General features: G+C 65.3%; 11 protein-coding genes and 5 pseudogenes. 11 read left to right on the top strand and 5 right to left on the bottom strand.

Going from position 1 to position 15,851, the window contains the following annotated elements:
* Positions 1-541: pseudogene (locus ACWEKS_RS43715) on the bottom strand (IS5 family transposase); the annotation flags it as partial.
* Between the two features lie 388 nt (positions 542-929).
* On the opposite strand from ACWEKS_RS43715, the pseudogene ACWEKS_RS43710 reads away from it, so the two are divergent.
* Positions 930-1,345 (top strand): annotated as a pseudogene (locus ACWEKS_RS43710) (protein kinase domain-containing protein); the annotation flags it as partial.
* 277 nt (positions 1,346-1,622) lie between these two features.
* Here the strand turns inward: ACWEKS_RS43710 and ACWEKS_RS43705 are convergent.
* Genes ACWEKS_RS43705 through ACWEKS_RS43695 form a run of 3 tightly spaced genes read right to left on the bottom strand, consistent with a single transcriptional unit; the run spans position 1,623 to position 2,184 of the window.
* Positions 1,623-1,808 (bottom strand): FAD-dependent oxidoreductase, encoded by a 186-nt coding sequence (locus ACWEKS_RS43705; RefSeq protein ID WP_452345601.1) that lies wholly within the window; start codon positions 1,806-1,808, stop codon positions 1,623-1,625.
* Positions 1,793-1,993 carry an FAD-dependent oxidoreductase gene (locus ACWEKS_RS43700; RefSeq protein ID WP_452345600.1) on the bottom strand — a complete coding sequence of 67 codons (201 nt, stop codon included), beginning with the start codon at positions 1,991-1,993 and terminating at the stop codon, positions 1,793-1,795. The genes ACWEKS_RS43705 and ACWEKS_RS43700 overlap by 16 nt, the downstream gene beginning before the upstream one ends.
* The gene (locus tag ACWEKS_RS43695; protein WP_452345604.1) at positions 1,990-2,184 is read right to left on the bottom strand and encodes a ferredoxin; all 195 of its coding nucleotides are present in this window, start codon (positions 2,182-2,184) and stop codon (positions 1,990-1,992) included. Before ACWEKS_RS43695 ends, ACWEKS_RS43700 begins: the two co-directional genes overlap by 4 nt.
* Before the next feature lie 1,911 nt (positions 2,185-4,095).
* On the opposite strand from ACWEKS_RS43695, the gene ACWEKS_RS43690 reads away from it, so the two are divergent.
* The 8 genes and pseudogenes from ACWEKS_RS43690 to ACWEKS_RS43655 form a co-directional block, all read left to right on the top strand.
* Positions 4,096-4,389 carry a phosphotransferase gene (locus ACWEKS_RS43690; RefSeq protein ID WP_452345599.1) on the top strand — a complete coding sequence of 98 codons (294 nt, stop codon included), beginning with the start codon at positions 4,096-4,098 and terminating at the stop codon, positions 4,387-4,389.
* Positions 4,344-4,490, top strand: a pseudogene (locus ACWEKS_RS43685) (IS3-like element ISMysp3 family transposase); the annotation flags it as partial. The gene ACWEKS_RS43690 and the pseudogene ACWEKS_RS43685, both read left to right, overlap by 46 nt.
* 487 nt (positions 4,491-4,977) lie before the next feature.
* Positions 4,978-5,151: a hypothetical protein gene (locus ACWEKS_RS43680; protein WP_452345598.1), complete on the top strand. Its 174-nt coding sequence runs from the start codon at positions 4,978-4,980 to the stop codon at positions 5,149-5,151.
* 230 nt (positions 5,152-5,381) lie between these two features.
* The gene (locus ACWEKS_RS43675) at positions 5,382-6,419 is read left to right on the top strand and encodes an Ldh family oxidoreductase (protein WP_452345597.1); all 1,038 of its coding nucleotides are present in this window, start codon (positions 5,382-5,384) and stop codon (positions 6,417-6,419) included.
* Positions 6,420-6,454: 35 nt separating this feature from the next.
* Complete coding sequence (locus tag ACWEKS_RS43670) at positions 6,455-7,660, top strand: iron-containing alcohol dehydrogenase (protein WP_452345596.1); 1,206 nt, start codon at positions 6,455-6,457, stop codon at positions 7,658-7,660.
* A gap of 18 nt (positions 7,661-7,678) precedes the next feature.
* Complete coding sequence (locus ACWEKS_RS43665) at positions 7,679-9,133, top strand: NAD-dependent succinate-semialdehyde dehydrogenase (protein ID WP_452345595.1); 1,455 nt, start codon at positions 7,679-7,681, stop codon at positions 9,131-9,133.
* Positions 9,134-9,149: 16 nt separating this feature from the next.
* Complete coding sequence (locus tag ACWEKS_RS43660; RefSeq protein ID WP_452345594.1) at positions 9,150-9,812, top strand: GntR family transcriptional regulator; 663 nt, start codon at positions 9,150-9,152, stop codon at positions 9,810-9,812.
* Between the two features lie 38 nt (positions 9,813-9,850).
* A pseudogene (locus ACWEKS_RS43655) lies at positions 9,851-10,441 on the top strand (thiolase family protein); the annotation flags it as partial.
* A 293-nt stretch (positions 10,442-10,734) separates the two neighbouring features.
* On the opposite strand, the gene ACWEKS_RS43650 reads toward ACWEKS_RS43655, so the two are convergent.
* Positions 10,735-11,463, bottom strand: a complete 729-nt coding sequence (locus tag ACWEKS_RS43650) for a GntR family transcriptional regulator (protein WP_452345593.1) — start codon at positions 11,461-11,463, stop codon at positions 10,735-10,737.
* 51 nt (positions 11,464-11,514) lie between these two features.
* Between ACWEKS_RS43650 and ACWEKS_RS43645 the strand changes: the two genes are divergently transcribed.
* Both ACWEKS_RS43645 and ACWEKS_RS43640 read left to right on the top strand, forming a co-directional pair.
* Positions 11,515-14,391 (top strand): FAD-binding and (Fe-S)-binding domain-containing protein, encoded by a 2,877-nt coding sequence (locus ACWEKS_RS43645; RefSeq protein WP_452345592.1) that lies wholly within the window; start codon positions 11,515-11,517, stop codon positions 14,389-14,391.
* 128 nt (positions 14,392-14,519) lie between these two features.
* Positions 14,520-15,672 (top strand): annotated as a pseudogene (locus ACWEKS_RS43640) (transposase); the annotation flags it as partial.
* Between the last annotated feature and the right edge of the window lie 179 nt (positions 15,673-15,851).

The raw sequence follows: 15,851 nt of genomic DNA, 5'->3' as shown, positions 1-15,851 counted from the left end.
CGGTCGGCGTAGACAGCGTCCGGGCGCCGGCGGGGACGCCCGCGCCGTCCCCGCACCGCAGGGATTGCCTCGATCAAGGGCATGAGCTGGGTGACGTCGTTGCGGTTGCCGCCGGTCAACGTGACCGCCAGTGGGATGGGATGCGTGTCGGTGATCAGATGGTGTTTCGAGCCGGTCCGGGCACGGTCGACCGGGCTCGGCCCTGTTTTGGGCCGCCTTCGAGCGCCCGCACGTGGGAGCCGTCGATCACCGCCCTCGACCAGTCCAGCGCCTCGGCGGCGTTCAGTTCGGCCAGCAGTGTTTCGTGCAACCGCTGCCAGACCCCGGCCTGGTGCCAGTCCCGCAGCCGCCGCCAGCAGGTCATGCCCGAGCCGTAACCCAGTTCCTGGGGCAGGAACTCCCAGGGTATGCCGGTGTAGAGCACGAACAAGATGCCGCACAAGACTTTTCGGTCATCGAGCCGTTTGCGGCCGGGATGGTGTGTTTTGCGGGGAATCACCGGCAGCAGGGGCTCGATGCGCTTCCACAACCGGTCGTCGATCTCCCAGGGCCTTCGTTGTGCCGTCGTATACCTCCAGTCACAGGCGACACAGAAGGAACACCAACCGATCCCGCATCATTCCCCCCACCAGCCCCATTCTGTTAGGAGTTCTAAGGCACACCGTCTGTCTCGGTGACCTCGCGCCCTGCCCATACCCTGGGCCGAGGAACATCGCAACGCCGACTTGCCGCTGCGGTGTTGATTCGCCTTCTCAGGACTACCGATGTGCCACGCGTGAAACCCTCCGATACTGGACCACCAGGTTCATCGCCAAGACCAGCCCGGGCCCAGTCACCCGGGGGGTGAATTCCGGATTGAGTGTGCTGGCCGTGCCGTCGGGTCCAGTGCGCGAAGAGATACGAGCCGACGGAGTGAGTGGACCGTTCCGATGGGTGATCCACTCGACACTCAGCGGCATCCGCCCCAGCCGCAGAGCTGGGAAATGCCGCTTTCAAGGATGCCGTGGAAATCGGCCGCGGCGGATTCGGAGTAGTCTACCGCTGCACCCAGAAGGGGCTGGATCGCGTGGTGGCGGTTGAAGTACCGACCGTCACACTCGACGAGGAGAGCCAGGCGCGCTTTTTCCGGGAGCAGCAAGCAATGGGCCAGCTGACCGAGCACCCGAATATCGTCCACATTCTGCAGGTCGGGACCACCGGTAGCGGGTTTCCCTACATCGTGATGCCATATCATCCGCGAGATTCGCTTGAGGTCCGGATCCGCAGCCGCGGCCCGCTGCCATTGGATCAGGCGCTGCGCCTCGGGGCGAAGATTGCCGGAGCGGTGGAAACCGCTCACCGGGTGCCTCCCACTCGCGCCGACTACATCGACAACTTCTACAACATGCAGCATCGGCACAGCTATGTCGGCTGCCTCAGCCCTGCCGAGTATGAGATGCTCTGGCGCGCCATCCAACCGAGCCCTCAACTCTCGTAACGGCGGCCTACGGCCGGGGGCCATCAATAGGCAGCGGATCGACGATGCTCACAGATACGCCGAGCTTCCGGGCGGCGGCCAGCCACGACCTCGCAGCCGAGAAAGCCGGCACTGATCACGACTAAGCCGCTGCCCTGCGTGCAGGTCAGCACAAGGCGAGAGCGTCCTCGACGGTGCGCAGCACGTGCACTCCGGCCAAGTCGTGTCCGTCTGACGGGCAGCGCGGCGCAACACCTGTCGCAATAATGAGCCCGTCGTAGAGCAGGTGTTCACCATCGTGCAGCTCGACGGTGCGTTCATCCAGATCCAGCGTGACTACGCGGGTGCCCAATCGCGTGTCCACCCGCAGGCGGTCGAGGGCCGCGGCGACAGCGGCGGCCGGTCGTAGGGCGAAGGCGTTTCGTCGCTGACGAGGCTGATCAAACCATCGAACCCGAGGCGGCGCAGCGTTTCCACCACCGCCACACCGGCCACCGATGCTCCCACGACCACCACCCGGTCGAGCCAGCCGCTCACTCGACGACTCGAATCGCGGCAGCAGGGCACAACATCGCAGCCTCCCGTACCGCCTGATACAACTCAGCACGCGGAGCGTCATCGAGCAGCACGACGACACCGTCTTCCTCGCGCTGATCGAACACCTCCACCGCGGCCAGCACACACTGACCAGCACCCACGCACTTGTCCTCATCGACTTCGATACGCACGTTCACTAACTCCAATTCAACTTCTCGCCATGCCCGGAACGGCACGACGACGTCCAGCCGTCGCATAGCGATGGTCACTCCCAAGGGCTCGGCCGGTGTGCCGATTTGCGCCGCCGACGTATCGTCACTGTCGTCACGACGGTGGGCGCGCCTGTGAATGATCGATCGTGTCGAGATGAAAGCGGTTGGGGCACTTCTTTGTTACCTCATCTGTCGCCGTTGCGGTGTCACAGTTCACGGCAGGATGCCGGTGTTGATGGAGCGTTATGGCAAGCTGCGGCAGAATCAACTTCGTTGCAGCACACCAAATTTTCAATTTTTGTGCCGTCCGAGAGCCTGAGAGGTCGACGAGTCGGGAGGCCTGGCCGTGCGCGTGTCGGAGAGTCCACGAGGCTTCCCTCCTGCCGGACGAAGGCGCCGATTCTGTCGGCGGTCGCGGGCTGGCATTGTTTGTGAACAGAGTGGTCACCGGCACGAGTAGCGTCGCGCAGGTCGTGCAACCCTGAATCATCAGGGTAGTCCGGCCTTGCCGCTCGATGATGTTGCTGACGTGTCGCGAATTCTGTGGTTCCTGTAGATACATGCAACCCTGCCCTGTGCCGCCTGCTGTGTCGCCTACAGCCTGTCTCGCGCTGAGTGTTACCGCGAGGGTCGAATTGCCCGAGGCATACCTATTTCTGTGGCGCGGTTGAGGAAAACCGTGCAAGTTGGCGGGGTCAGCGGGATGCTCCGATGCGAGGTGAACTCGTCGGCCGTGGCAGCGGCGGCGGCGTTGTGGCGCCGACCCGGACGGTCTCGGCGCGTCCTTCTCCCGCCTCGGCCTGGGTCAAAAGTCGCTTCAGCTGGGGTTCTGCTCCCAGTCCACCTTGACGGCAGCTGGGCGTCTGCCGTGCCGTTTGACCAGATCTTTCGCCGGTACGGTTTAGAGGGGCAGTCGGTGACCTTTGTACATACACCGCCGAACATCCTGCCCGACCTGCTGGTGATATTCGGGACCGTCCGAAGTCCTTCGGCCAGCTGCACTTTCACGATGACCTTGTCGACCTGCGCTTTCGAGAAGTTTCTACACTGAAAACGCGGCAGCGTATCGACGTCGGTCGGGGTCGACGGGGGCCTGGTCGACACGCCTAGGTTCTGTCTCGAAGTTATGAGGGCGAGCCTGTGGCCCGTCCTCACGAATGCCGAAGCCATTGGTTGATGACCGCGACGTGGATCGAAGCCTGGTAACGGACTGCGAGTTTGTGGAACCTGGTAGCAACCGCCCGATGCTGTCGGATCCGTTCGCCCCCCGCATGGGGCGCGCGGTTTCCATACACGCAGGAGGTGGGTGCGCCATGCCCGCAGCTGACTTGTCGGCGGCGTCAGGAGATTTGGACGGTCCGACGGCGCGGGTGACCCGGCTGTCTGGCGGAGTTTCGGCCGAGACCGTGCTGGTCGAGGTGCCGCCGGTGCGGATCGTGGTAAAGCGGGCGCTGGATCGCCTGCTAGTCCGCGGTGCCTGGCGGGCCAAGCCGGAGCGAGCGATGACCGAGGCGGCTGCGCTGGAGCTGCTGCACGGCATCACCCCCGACTACACGCCGCGGCTCTACGAGGCCCACCCGGAGCACCAGACCGTGGTCATGTCGGGGGCGCCCGCGCATTGGCGATCGTGGAAGGACGTGCTGCTCGGCGCTGTCGAAGATCCGGCTGTCGACCACGCGGGCACCGCGGCTACGCTCGGCCGGGTTCTCAGCACCTGGCACGACCAGACCTGGGCGACCGCGCGGCCGCAGCGCGGTTCGCGGACTACGAGGCGCTGCGACAGCTTCGCCTCGCGCCGTTCCACCACGCGGTCGCCGCCGCGCACCGTGCGGTCGCGGCGCGCGGGTCACCGACCTGGCCGGCGAACTGGACGCGCGGCGCGACTGCCTGGTGCACGGCGACTTCTCACCGAAGAACGTGCTGGTCGGCACGGATGGACTGATGGTGCTCGACTTCGAGCTCGCCCACGTCAGGGCAGCTGTGTTCGAGCTGGCGTTTCTGCACCGCCATCTCGCGCTCAAAGCGGTGCACGTGCCCAGGGGCGCTGACCGGTTCGGGCGCGGCCATCGCGTTCCGGGACGCCTACCAGAACACACCCAGCGGCCGTTGCCCGAGCGGCTCGGCTCGCGTGGGATGTCTATGTCCGGTTGGTGGCCGGGGTATTTGTGTATACCGCGTTCGTGATCGACGCCTACGCCGGACCGATCCGCGGGTGGGAATGCTCGACTTCCAAACACACCCGGTTCGTCGAATATCGCCCAGCTGCAGATCCGCGACCTCGGCGCCACACAACCCCAACCGCGCCAGCACGATCAGGATCGCATAGTCGCGTCGACCTACCACCGTCGTCCGGTCACACGCGGCCAGCAATCGCGCCACCACCACGGTCTCCAGCCCGCGCGGCACCGACGACCTCCGCTAACCCCGCTAACCCGCAACCACCGGCACCGCGCCGACCAGCCGCATCGACGTCCGCGCGGACAGTGGTACCGGCCCGCCCGAGAATCCGCCCAGCCAATGCGAAGTTCAGCGGTGCGCCGCGCATCATCAACGTGAAGCCCTGTCCGCGGTAGAAGTTGGCCAATCTTCGGTTCTCGGTGAGGGATTGGCCGTGAGGATCTCCATCCCGCGGGATCGACCAGGCGCTGGAGTATGCCACGGTGCTGGGCGGCCCGAGGGTGCACGTGATGGCCGGGTTGGTGCAGCCGGACGTAGCGCCCGTGGAGTTGGCCAAGCATCGCGACACTTCACCTCGCCAATCTCGCTTGGGCTGTGGAGCGGGCCGCTGCACTGGACGTCGATATCCTGATCCAGCCGATCAACGGCCGCGACATGCCCGGCTGCTTCCTCAGCGGGCAGGCCGAGGCCCACGCCACGGTCCAAGCACAGGTGGGAGCCGCCAATCTCAAGGTCCAGCTCGACACTGCCAGATCGCGGAGGGCCTAACCACGACCCTGCGTCTCGACCTGCCGCCCGGTCGGGTCGGTCACTTGCAAATCGCGGGCGCGCTCGATCGCCATGAGCCCGACATGGGTGAACTCAACGTGAGTCACTTGTCCGGTGTCGTCGATGAGCTGTCCCTGCGCCGACTGGTCCTGAGCGACTCATGAGGCCGCAGAGTGCGAACTATCACCGATCATCTCGTGCACATCCCGAAAATCCGATACGATCATGCCATGAAGTCGGCTAGTTCGGGGATATCTTTCGATGAAGCTTTTGCGTTGGCGACTAGAATCCTACAGGATCATGGTGCATCGCTGCGGAGCGCGGAGCTGCAGGCCGACCTGCTGATCGACGCCGATTTGCGTGGCCATCCGTCTCACGGGTTGCTGCGGTTGCCGCGGCTTGTGCGCCGGATCGCGTCCGGGGTCCTCGATCCTGGTACCGAGGGCCGCTCGAGCTGGACACGTAGCGCTTTGCTGGAGGTGGATGGCGAACACGGCTTCGGAGCGGTGATTGCACATAACGCGCTCGCAGCGATCACCGAGCGGGCCAGGTCGACCGGGGTAGCGGCTGCAGCAATCAAAAACAATAACCACATTGGCATGCTGGCCTACTACGCGGAGAAGGTCGCATCCGACGGACAGATTCTGATCGCGTCGACGACGAGCGAGGCGCTCGTGCATCCCTGGGGTGGCTGGCGCGCGATGCTCGGGACGAATCCGCTGGCCATCGGTGTGCCGTCCGATGGCGATCCGCTTGTGTTCGATATGGCGACCGGGACCGTGTCCATGGGCAAGATCCACGCCTACGCGGCGGCGGGCCGACCGCTGGAGGCGGGCTGGGCGGTCGACGCCGCAGGGTGTCCGACCGTCGACGCGGAGCGGGCCAAGGTGGGGGCCATTGCGCCTTTCGGTGGGGCGAAGGGGTACGGGCTGGGCATCGCCCTTGAGGTGCTGGTCGCGGCACTGGCCCAGACGGCGCTGGGCCGCGATGTTCGCGGAACCCTCGATGACGACCACTTCAGCACCAAAGGTGATATTTTCATCGTCGCCGAAGTGCCGCCAGGTGCCCAGCGCGCGGTCGCCGCATATCTCGACGAGGTGCGGAACTCTCCACCTACTGATCCCCACACGCCGGTCAGCGTGCCCGGCGATCGTGGGGCTGCGCGCAGGAAAGCGGCGCTCACCGCTGGCCTGTCCCTACCGGAGGCGCTGTGGGCAGAGCTTCAAGCGTTGGCATCCGTACCGTCCACCAAAGGATCTCTGAAGTGAACACACCAATGGGCTTGCTACGGCAGCCTCCCTCCGTGCTGATCGGTCGTGGTGTTCGCCGGTCGCTGCCCACTCATCTGCCGCTCGGCACGTCTCGAGCTGTGCTTGTCACCGACGAGCGAATGGCTGTTGAGGCAGATTTCACCGAGCTGAAGGCTCTGCTCGAGCAGAGTGATGTAACGGTGCGTGTGATCAGCTCGGTCCAGCCCGAGCTGCCTGTGGACGACGCCGTCGCCGCCGCTAAGTGGATCGAACACGAGCCGGATGTGATCATCGCTGTCGGCGGCGGAAGCGTGATGGACTTCGCCAAGGTCCTCGCGGTACTACTTACCCACGGCGGTATCCCAGAGGACTACTACGGCGAATTCGCCGTTCCCGGTCCGACGGTCCCAGTCATCGCCCTGCCCACCACCGCCGGAACCGGATCCGAAGCGACACCCATCGCCGTCGTCAGTGATTCGAACCGGGAAATGAAGGTCGGCATTTCCAGTCCGTATCTCATCCCGACCGTTGCTCTGTGCGATCCCGAGCTCACCGATTCCGCACCGCCATCGCTGACTGCAGTCTCGGGCACCGACGCGCTGTCGCACTGTATCGAGTCGTTCACAGCAGTTGGCCGGGAGCCCACCGCGATGCTGCCTACAGAACGCGTCTTCATCGGCAAGAGCACCTTGGTGGATCTGTACGCGCTGGCGGGCGTTCGTGCGGTGGGGCGCAGTCTGCGGGACGCCGTTGTCGGTGACCGTGATGCCACCAGACTGCGCACCGCCAGGGACGACATGATGTTCGCCGCGCTGGCCGGCGGCTTGGCGCTGGGCACGGGAGGCACCGCCGCGGCTCATGCCTTGCAGTACCCGGTGGGCGCGCTGACCCATACGCCGCACGGGGCCGGGATCGGCGCCCTGCTGCCCTATGTGATGGCTTTCAACCGGCCAGCACGCGTGCCCGAGTTTGCCGAGATCGCACTGGCCCTGGGCGCCCATGACAGTGACGATGTGGAGAGCCTGTCATATCAGGCCATCGATGCCGTGCGGGCGCTCCTGGCGCAGATCGGCATTCCGCCCACGCTCGCCGAACTCGGCGTGAGCCCAGGGATGCACACCTGGATCGCGGCGCGAGCAGCGACCGCACGACGTCTGGTTGAGAACAACCCGCGTGAGTTGACCGTGGAGTCGCTTACGGCCATCGCGGCGGCCGCTCATGCGGGAGATATGTCCATTCTCGACGACTACCTGCCCTGACCGACCTGGAGGACCGAGATGACGACCAGTCTTGACTTGAATACGGAGTATCAGCTCTGGATCAACGGGTTGCCCACACCACCCGGCTCCGGGGGTGACCCAATTCCAGTGTTTGCACCGTCCACCGGCGACGAGTGCGGACGAGTGGATGACGCATCGGAGACCGACGCTCTGGCCGCGGTGACAGCCGCACATGCAGCGATGCAGTCGTGGCGGGAGACCGCCCCGCGACAGCGTGCTGAGATTCTGCGCCGGTGCTTCGATCTGATGATGGAGCGATCCGAACAAATCGCCCGTCTCATCGCTCTCGAAAACGGCAAGACACTCGCGGACGCGCGCGCCGAGGTCGCCTACGCCGCGGAGTTCTTCCGTTGGTACTCGGAGGAGACGGTGCGCACGGTTGGACACGTCTCGACCGCGCCCGCCGGCACTAACAAGATCCTGGTCCAGTATGAACCAGTGGGGGTTGTCGTCCTGATCACGCCCTGGAACTTCCCGGCGGCGATGGCGACACGGAAAATCGCTCCCGCGCTGGCCGCCGGCTGCGCGACCGTGCTCAAGCCCGCCACCGAGACCCCACTGACCGCCTACCTCATCGCCAAGCTGTGCGCGGAGGCTGGTGTCCCCGCAGGATTGATTAACGTGGTGACAACCCGTCGTACCCGCGAGGTGGTCTCCGCGATGCTGCACGACGCACGTGTGCGTGCCCTGTCATTCACCGGTTCGACCGAGGTGGGCAGGCACTTGCTGCACGAGGCGGCTGATCAGGTGCTCAAATGCGCGATGGAACTCGGTGGCAACGCGCCCTTTCTCGTGTTCGACGACGCCGACCTGGATGAGGCTATAGAGGGGCTGATGATCGCTAAGATGCGGAACGGCGGGCAAGCGTGCACTGCTGCCAACCGGATCTACGCCCATCGTTCGGTAGCTGCGGAACTCGGCGAGCGGCTCGGCAAGAGGATGGCAGCCATTCAGCTCGGGCCCAGCCTCGACGAGTCCACCCAGTGCGGTCCGCTTATCAACGACACCGCCGTGCAGAAGGTCCACGCCTTGGTTACTGACGCCGTGTCACGGGGCGCGGAGGTTGTCACGGGCGGTGACCTACTGTCGGGTGCGGGATCGTTCTATCCGCCTACCGTCCTTACCAATGTCCCCGCTGCGGCCGCGATCGTGAGCGAGGAGATCTTCGGACCGGTGGCGAGCATTTCCGCCTTCGACGACGAAGACGCGGCGATCGCTGCCGCCAACGCTACGGAGTACGGCCTGTCGGCCTACATCTACACCTCCGATCTGCGTCGGGGTTTGCGGGTGGCCGGGCGCCTTGAGTCCGGGATGGTGGCGATCAATCGTGGGCTCGTGTCCGACGCCGCAGCGCCGTTCGGCGGGGTCAAACAGAGCGGCCTGGGCCGTGAGGGTGGGCACGACGGAATCCTCGAGTTCATGGAAGCCAAGTACATCGCAGTCGACTGGTGATCTCAAGGCATACCGAATGAAACAGAATGCTGTAGCGCACGAGGTCGGGGCTCCCTTTCCTCTATCGTCCGACGTTTATCAACGCTTACTCGATTCGTTGACCTCACTGGAGATCGAGCCCGGCGACCGGATCACGGTCGACGATCTGGCGCGCCGATACGAGGTCTCGCAGACGCCGATTCGAGAGGCGCTCACGCGCTTGGAGGCCGAGGGCCTGGTCGACAGGCAACACTTACGCGGGTACTGCGCAGCCCAGCGACTCGATGCCACCGCGTTCGAGCAACTGTTCGCCGTGCGTGCCATTCTCGAGCCAGCGGCTGCTCGATGGGCGGCCGAACATGCGGATCGCGCCGACATCGGCCAACTGGCATCGCTGCTGCACGAGATGGAAGCGGGCGCCGAAAACCGGAGATACGGCAAATTCGCCGTCATCGACGCCCGGTTTCACGCCTTAGTGAGCGAAGCGAGCCGCAACCGGATCCTGCAGGACAATCTATCGCGCCTGCACATTCATCTCCATCTGTTTCGCGTGCGACGCGACGCGGAGGTGGCCGATGCCGCGATCGTAGAGCACCAGCTCATTCTCGAGGCGATCCAACGACGCGACCCTATCCTAGCTGAGGCGGCCATGCGCTCTCATATCGATCGCTCGTGGAAACGACTGAGAGTGGTCCTTTGACGGCGGCGGTCCATCGCAAGTCGGGTCCTGTCGCGGATGTGCTGTCGATCGAGGAGATCGAGACGCCTGGCGGTCTGGGCGGGTTCGCCATCACCGCGGCGCTGGAGAGGGGCGGGGTGGCGCCCGGCCAGGTCGACTACGTGATCATGGGCCAGGTGCTCACCGCGGGCGCGGGCCAGATCCCGGCCCGGCAGGCCGCGGTCGCCGCCGGTATTCCGATGGATGTCCCGGCGCTCACCGTCAACAAGGTGTGCCTGTCCGGTATCAATGCAATTGCGCTGGCGGACCAGCTGATTCGGGCCGGCGAGTACGAGATCGTGGTGGCCGGCGGCCAGGAGTCCATGACCAACGCCCCGCACCTGCTGGAGCGCAGCCGCGAGGGCTACAAGTACGGCGAGGTCACCCTGCGCGACAGCATGGCCTACGACGGCCTGCACGACATCTTCACCGATCAGGCCATGGGCGCGCTCACCGAGCAGCGCAACGACGCCGACGCCATCAGCCGCGAGGAGCAGGACGCCTTCGCCGCCGCCTCGCACCGGAAGGCCGCGGCCGCCTGGAACAACGGCCTGTTCACCGACGAGGTCACCCCGGTCTCGATCCCGCAGCGCAAGGGCGACCCGATTCTTCGGCGACGATTTCTATTTCCTTTCCGCCGGACGACGGCTCGACTACACCTTCATTCCCCCAGGGAGTGGTTTAGACCAACTAGATTCTCTCCCAATCGGCTTCGCGGGGCCGACGTTTCGACCATGTATCAGCTGACAAACTCTTAGCGAACAGTCCCAGCCGGGCACTGGCGCCATGGAAGCACCGGAGCAGGCCGACATCAGGCACCGCGGGCCCGCGGCGTGAAACGGCTGCGTTGCGCCAACCGACACGAAAATCACAGCGCCCCTGCGCTGCAGTTCCCGGACGCCGCTCAATTCACGATAGCTGCCCATACCTCTTCGTCGGACAGTCCGTGGTGCCCACGATGGATCGACTGCCGGACAAGGAGTTTACCGGTGTTGACCAGGTGAGCGTGCATGGCGGCCTCGGCACGGGCGGGATCACGACCGAGGATCGCGGAGATGATCGGGTCGTGCTCGCGGTCGATGTCATGCAGGGTGCGACTTGTATCCGCTGTGGAGACACCGAGCAACCGTGTCGTTTCGCGCAGTGATTTGACGATGAGTCGAGAACGGTTGTTGCCAGCGGCTTGGAGGATCAGATCGTGGAGCCCGAGATCGTGGTGGGCAAAGACGGCCTCATCGGCTGCGGCTGCGGCAATGTGCATCAGGTGCCGCTGTCCGTTGAGAGTGCGGGCGAGTTCCGGACCGGCCAGTGTGGCCGCCTTGCGGACGGCGGGCAGTTCTAGGGCGAGCCGCACGGCGAAGATCTCAGCGATCTCCTGGGGTTGCGGGAGAACGATGCGGAAGCCCTGGCGAGCTTCGAAAGCGATGAGTCCGGCTCCTTCGAGTCGGAGCAAGGCCTCGCGGACGGGGGTACGTGAGACGCCGAGGACCTCTGCGAGTTGGTACACCGAGTACCTCACGCCGGGTTGCATGCGGCCGCTGTCAATGGCCGCACGGATGACGGTTATGACTTGTTCCATGCGCCGCCCAGTAGAGGACGGCAACGGGGCGAGTTCGAGCACACCAGCTGCCACGACCCCACTCTAGCAACAACCGATCATTCGTAGCATGCTACGAGCTGTAGCATGCTACGAATGATCGGGGTTGAGTTCCTAGCCAATGAGTTGAGCCGTTCTGGTGTGAGGGAGGTGCTCGCTGATGACACCCAGCGGGCGGCGTATTCGTCGGATGCATCGTTGTATCGGGTGCGGCCGTTGGTGGTGGTGCGGCCGCATCACGCCGAAGAGGTCTCAGCGGTGCTAGAGGTGTGCCGTCGTGAGGGCGTGCCGGTGACGTCACGAGGTGCTGGCACGTCGGTGGCGGGCAACGCCATCGGGACGGGTGTGGTGCTCGACTTCAGCCGGCATATGAATCGGGTGGTGACGATCAGCCCGGAAGCGCAGACAGCGGTGGTGGAACCCGGCACCGTTCAGATCGCGTTGCAGCAAGCCGCGGAGGCGTACGGGCTACGGTTCGGGCCGGACCCATCGACGTTCACCCGCTGCACAATTGGCGGAATGATCGGCAACAATGCATGCGGCTCCCGCAGCCTGGGTTACGGCCGTACTTCCGACAATGTAGCCGGTCTGGAAGTCGTGACCGGCGGTGGCGAACTGCTACGCCTGGCGCCGTCCGAGGACTGTACGGGATCGGCAACGTGGTCGGCGTTGCGTGATGTCACACGGGGTGGTTTGGCAACCATTCGTACCGAGCTGGGGCGGTTCGGCCGTCAGGTGTCGGGGTATGCGTTGGAACATTTGTTGCCGGAGAACGGGTTCGATGTCACGCGCATGCTCGTCGGGAGCGAGGGCACGCTTGCAGTGACCACACAGGCGACGGTGCGGCTGGTGTCCGAACCCGCCTACCGGGTGCTGGTGGTGCTGGGATATTCCGATATCGCCGCGGCTGGCGACGCGACACCGGGGGTGTTGAAGTTCGGGCCATCCGCGTGCGAAGGCATCGATTCCCGCATCGTTGATGTGGTCCGCGAGCGACGTGGACCGGCTGCAGTTCCGCCGCTGCCGGATGGGGCGGCGTGGTTGTTCGTCGAAGTCGCAGGCGAGGACCTGGATGAGGTGATGGCGCAGGCGCGCCGAGTGGGTGTCTCGTGCGGGTCGATTGACAGTCTCGTGGTCACCGACGCAGGGCGAGCGGCTCAGCTGTGGCGTATCCGCGCCGATGGCGCAGGACTGGCGGGACGCAGCCCGGCCGGGCTACCCGCGCATGCTGGATGGGAAGACGCCGCCGTCCCACCAGAAAGGATGGGCAGTTACCTGCGTGACTTCGAAGCACTGATGACGGACTTCGGTGTGACCGGGCTACCGTACGGCCATTTCGGTGAGGGCTGCCTGCACATCCGCCTCGACGTCCCGCTCGACAGACCCGGCGGCAGCGCCGCCTTTCGTGAGTTCCTGGTTGCTGCTGCCACGCTCGTCGCCGACTATGGTGGCTCGCTGTCGGGCGAGCACGGGGACGGACGCGCCCGCAGCGAGCTGCTGCCTTTGATGTATTCGCCCGAGGCGATACGGCTGTTCGGAGCCGTCAAGCATGTCTTCGACCCCGACAACATCCTCAACCCTGGAATCCTGGTCGATCCACGACCTGTCGACGCCGATCTGCGGATCCCCGCGGCCCGCAGTATCCATGACGGCCTGGCGTTCGCCTACGCTCAGGACGGGGGGGACCTCACACAGGCGGTGCATCGCTGCACCGGAGTGGGCAAGTGCCGTGCAGACAACGCCGCCAACGGTGGGGTGATGTGCCCGTCGTATCAGGCCACACGGGAAGAGAAAGATTCCACACGAGGCCGGGCCCGGGTACTGCAGGAAATGATCAACGGCACAGCCGTTAACAAAGGCTGGCGGTCGCCGGAGGTACACCAGGCGCTGGATCTGTGCCTGTCCTGCAAGGGCTGCGCCTCCGACTGCCCCACCGGCGTCGACATGGCCACCTACAAATCCGAAGTACTGCACCAGAGCTACCGCGGCCGACTACGCCCCCGCTCCCACTACGCCCTGGGGTGGTTGCCGCGGTGGGCGCGCCTGGCCAGCCATGCCCCTCGCCTTGCCAACGCGGCGACACACCTGCCAGGGGTAAGCCGGGTCGCGTTGTCGGCCGCGGGCGTCGACCCCCGCCGCACGATGCCGCCGTTCGCGCCTAAGACATTCCGGTCATGGTTCGCCCGCACCGCCGGCGACCGCGCCGCCTCCGGTGATCCAGTGCTGGTGTTCATCGACTCGTTCACCAACTATTTCACCCCTGAAATCGGACAAGCTGCAGTCCGGGTACTCGAAGCCGCTGGCTACCGCCCACAACTCACCAGCAAGCAGCACTGCTGTGCCCTGACCTGGATCACCACCGGACAGCTCACGGCGGCTCGACGGATCCTCGGACGAACCGTCGGCACCCTGGCAGCCGCCGCCGAAGCAGGCATCCCCATCGTCGGGCTGGAACCGTCCTGCACTGGCGTATTGCGTTCGGACGCCACCGACCTGCTTGGCACCCGGGCAGCGGGAAAAGTCGCGCAGGCCACACACACACTGGCCGAACTGCTGGTCACGCGTAGCTGGGAACCACCCCCACTGACCGGCACATCTGTTGTAGCGCAACCACACTGTCACCACCACGCGGTGATGGGATGGCACACCGACGCGACGCTACTCACCCAGGCCGGGGCCCAGGTGCAGCGCCTGGGCGGATGCTGCGGGCTGGCGGGGAACTTCGGTGTCGAGAAGGGGCACTACGAGGTGTCGGCCGCCGTGGCCCAGCAACAACTGCTACCTGCAGTGGCGTCTGCCGCTCCGCAGACGGTAATCCTCGCCGACGGATACTCATGCCGCACCCAACTGACCGACCTAACCGGACGCCAGGGCACGCACCTAGCGCAACTCCTCGCCGCCGCACTCGAGGACAACACAGCCATCGACCATCGTGACCGGCGCTTACCGCCCGATAGGACGTAGGACTAGCTACTTGCCCTTGAAAAGGTATGGCGAGTAGCTGGTGCCTGATTGCTGTAATTGTCTGCGGCAGTTGGTGTTTCGCTGCGAGAATGGCATCGGTGTCGTTCTCGTGGAGGTAGGGCCGGTCGATGTTGCGGGTCGCCGATCAGCAGATCTCGTTGTGGGATGCGGTGCTGGCGCCGGAGATGGTCCGGCTTCCCGATGAGCTGGCCCGTATCGACGCCTATCTCGACGACGAACGGTTCATCGCGCCGTGGCGTGGGATGTTCGACGCTCGGCTGGGGCGGGGCGTCGGTGCCGGTCGATACGCTGTTGCGACTGCTGTATCTCGGGCACCGCTACCAGTTCGGATACGAGACGCTGTGCCGTGGGGTGGCTGATTCGATCACCTGGCGGCGGTTGTGCCGGATCCCGCCCGATTCCCGTGTGCCGCATCCGACCACGCTGATCAAGCTGATCCGGGCGGGCCGGGCCGGAGGTGTTCGAGCACTTCAATACCGCGTTGGTGGGCAAACTGACCGAAGACAAGGTCTTGCGGGCCCGCAAGCTGCGCATCGACACCACGGTGGTGGAAGCCGACATCGACCACCCCACCGACGCTGACCTGTTCGACCACGGTGTCGGCAAGCTGGACGGGCTGGTGCGGCGGATCAAGGCGGCCGGCGCCGCGTCGCGGACAGTGTTCCGCGACCGCAGCCGCTCGACGGGGCGGCGGATCAGGCAGATCAGCCGCACGCTGCGCCGCCGCACAGGCCAGGCACTGGGCGAGATCGACAGGCTCACTGGTGAAATCGCCGACATCGCGACTGCCACGGTCACCGAGGTGGCCGCGGTGACACGCAATGCCCACCCGATCCTGGCCCATCGCCCGTCCCGCCGACTGCAGCGGCTGCTCACCGAACTGGAGGACACCGTGACCGGCACCCAGCGGCTGCTCGCCCAGACCGCGCAGCAGCTGGCGGGCAACCGCGTCATCCCCGACCCGATGGTGTCGCTGGCCGACCCGGACACGCGCCCGATCCGCAAGGGCAAACCCCAGCACCCGACCCAATTCGGTTACACCACACTGATCGCCGAAGACAACCGCGGTCTCATCCCGTTCCACCAGGTCCACAACGGCAACCCGAACGACGCACGACAGCTCCCGCCATCGAGCAGATCATCACAGCGACCGGCCGCGTCCCGGCCACCGTGATCGCCGACCACGGCTTCGGCACCGCCGCCAACGACAAAGCCCTGGCAGAACTCGGCGTGCGTCACATCGAGCTGCAACGCAGCGGCACTGGGCATCTTCGCCTACAACCTCCAGCGGATGACCGTGATCACCCAGTGAACGGACCCCGCGACCGCCGCAGGCCCGAAACCACAGGACCCACAAACCAACCAGCGATCCGCCCTGCTCCCCCAACCCCTCGAACCGACTATTTCAAGGGCAAGTAGCTAGCCCAGGACAGGAGAGT

The sequence above is a fragment of the Nocardia sp. NPDC004711 genome (assembly GCF_053601595.1).
This window is presented reverse-complemented; position numbering and strand designations above follow the sequence as displayed.

Bases quoted from the DNA above. Each gene is read 5' to 3' on its own strand.
- ACWEKS_RS43675 (WP_452345597.1), top strand. From the start codon at position 5,382: ATGAAGTCGGCTAGTTCGGGGATATCTTTCGATGAAGCTTTTGCGTTG.
- ACWEKS_RS43665 (WP_452345595.1), top strand. From the start codon at position 7,679: ATGACGACCAGTCTTGACTTGAATACGGAGTATCAGCTCTGGATCAAC.
- ACWEKS_RS43660 (WP_452345594.1), top strand. From the start codon at position 9,150: ATGAAACAGAATGCTGTAGCGCACGAGGTCGGGGCTCCCTTTCCTCTA.
- ACWEKS_RS43645 (WP_452345592.1), top strand. From the start codon at position 11,515: ATGCTACGAATGATCGGGGTTGAGTTCCTAGCCAATGAGTTGAGCCGT.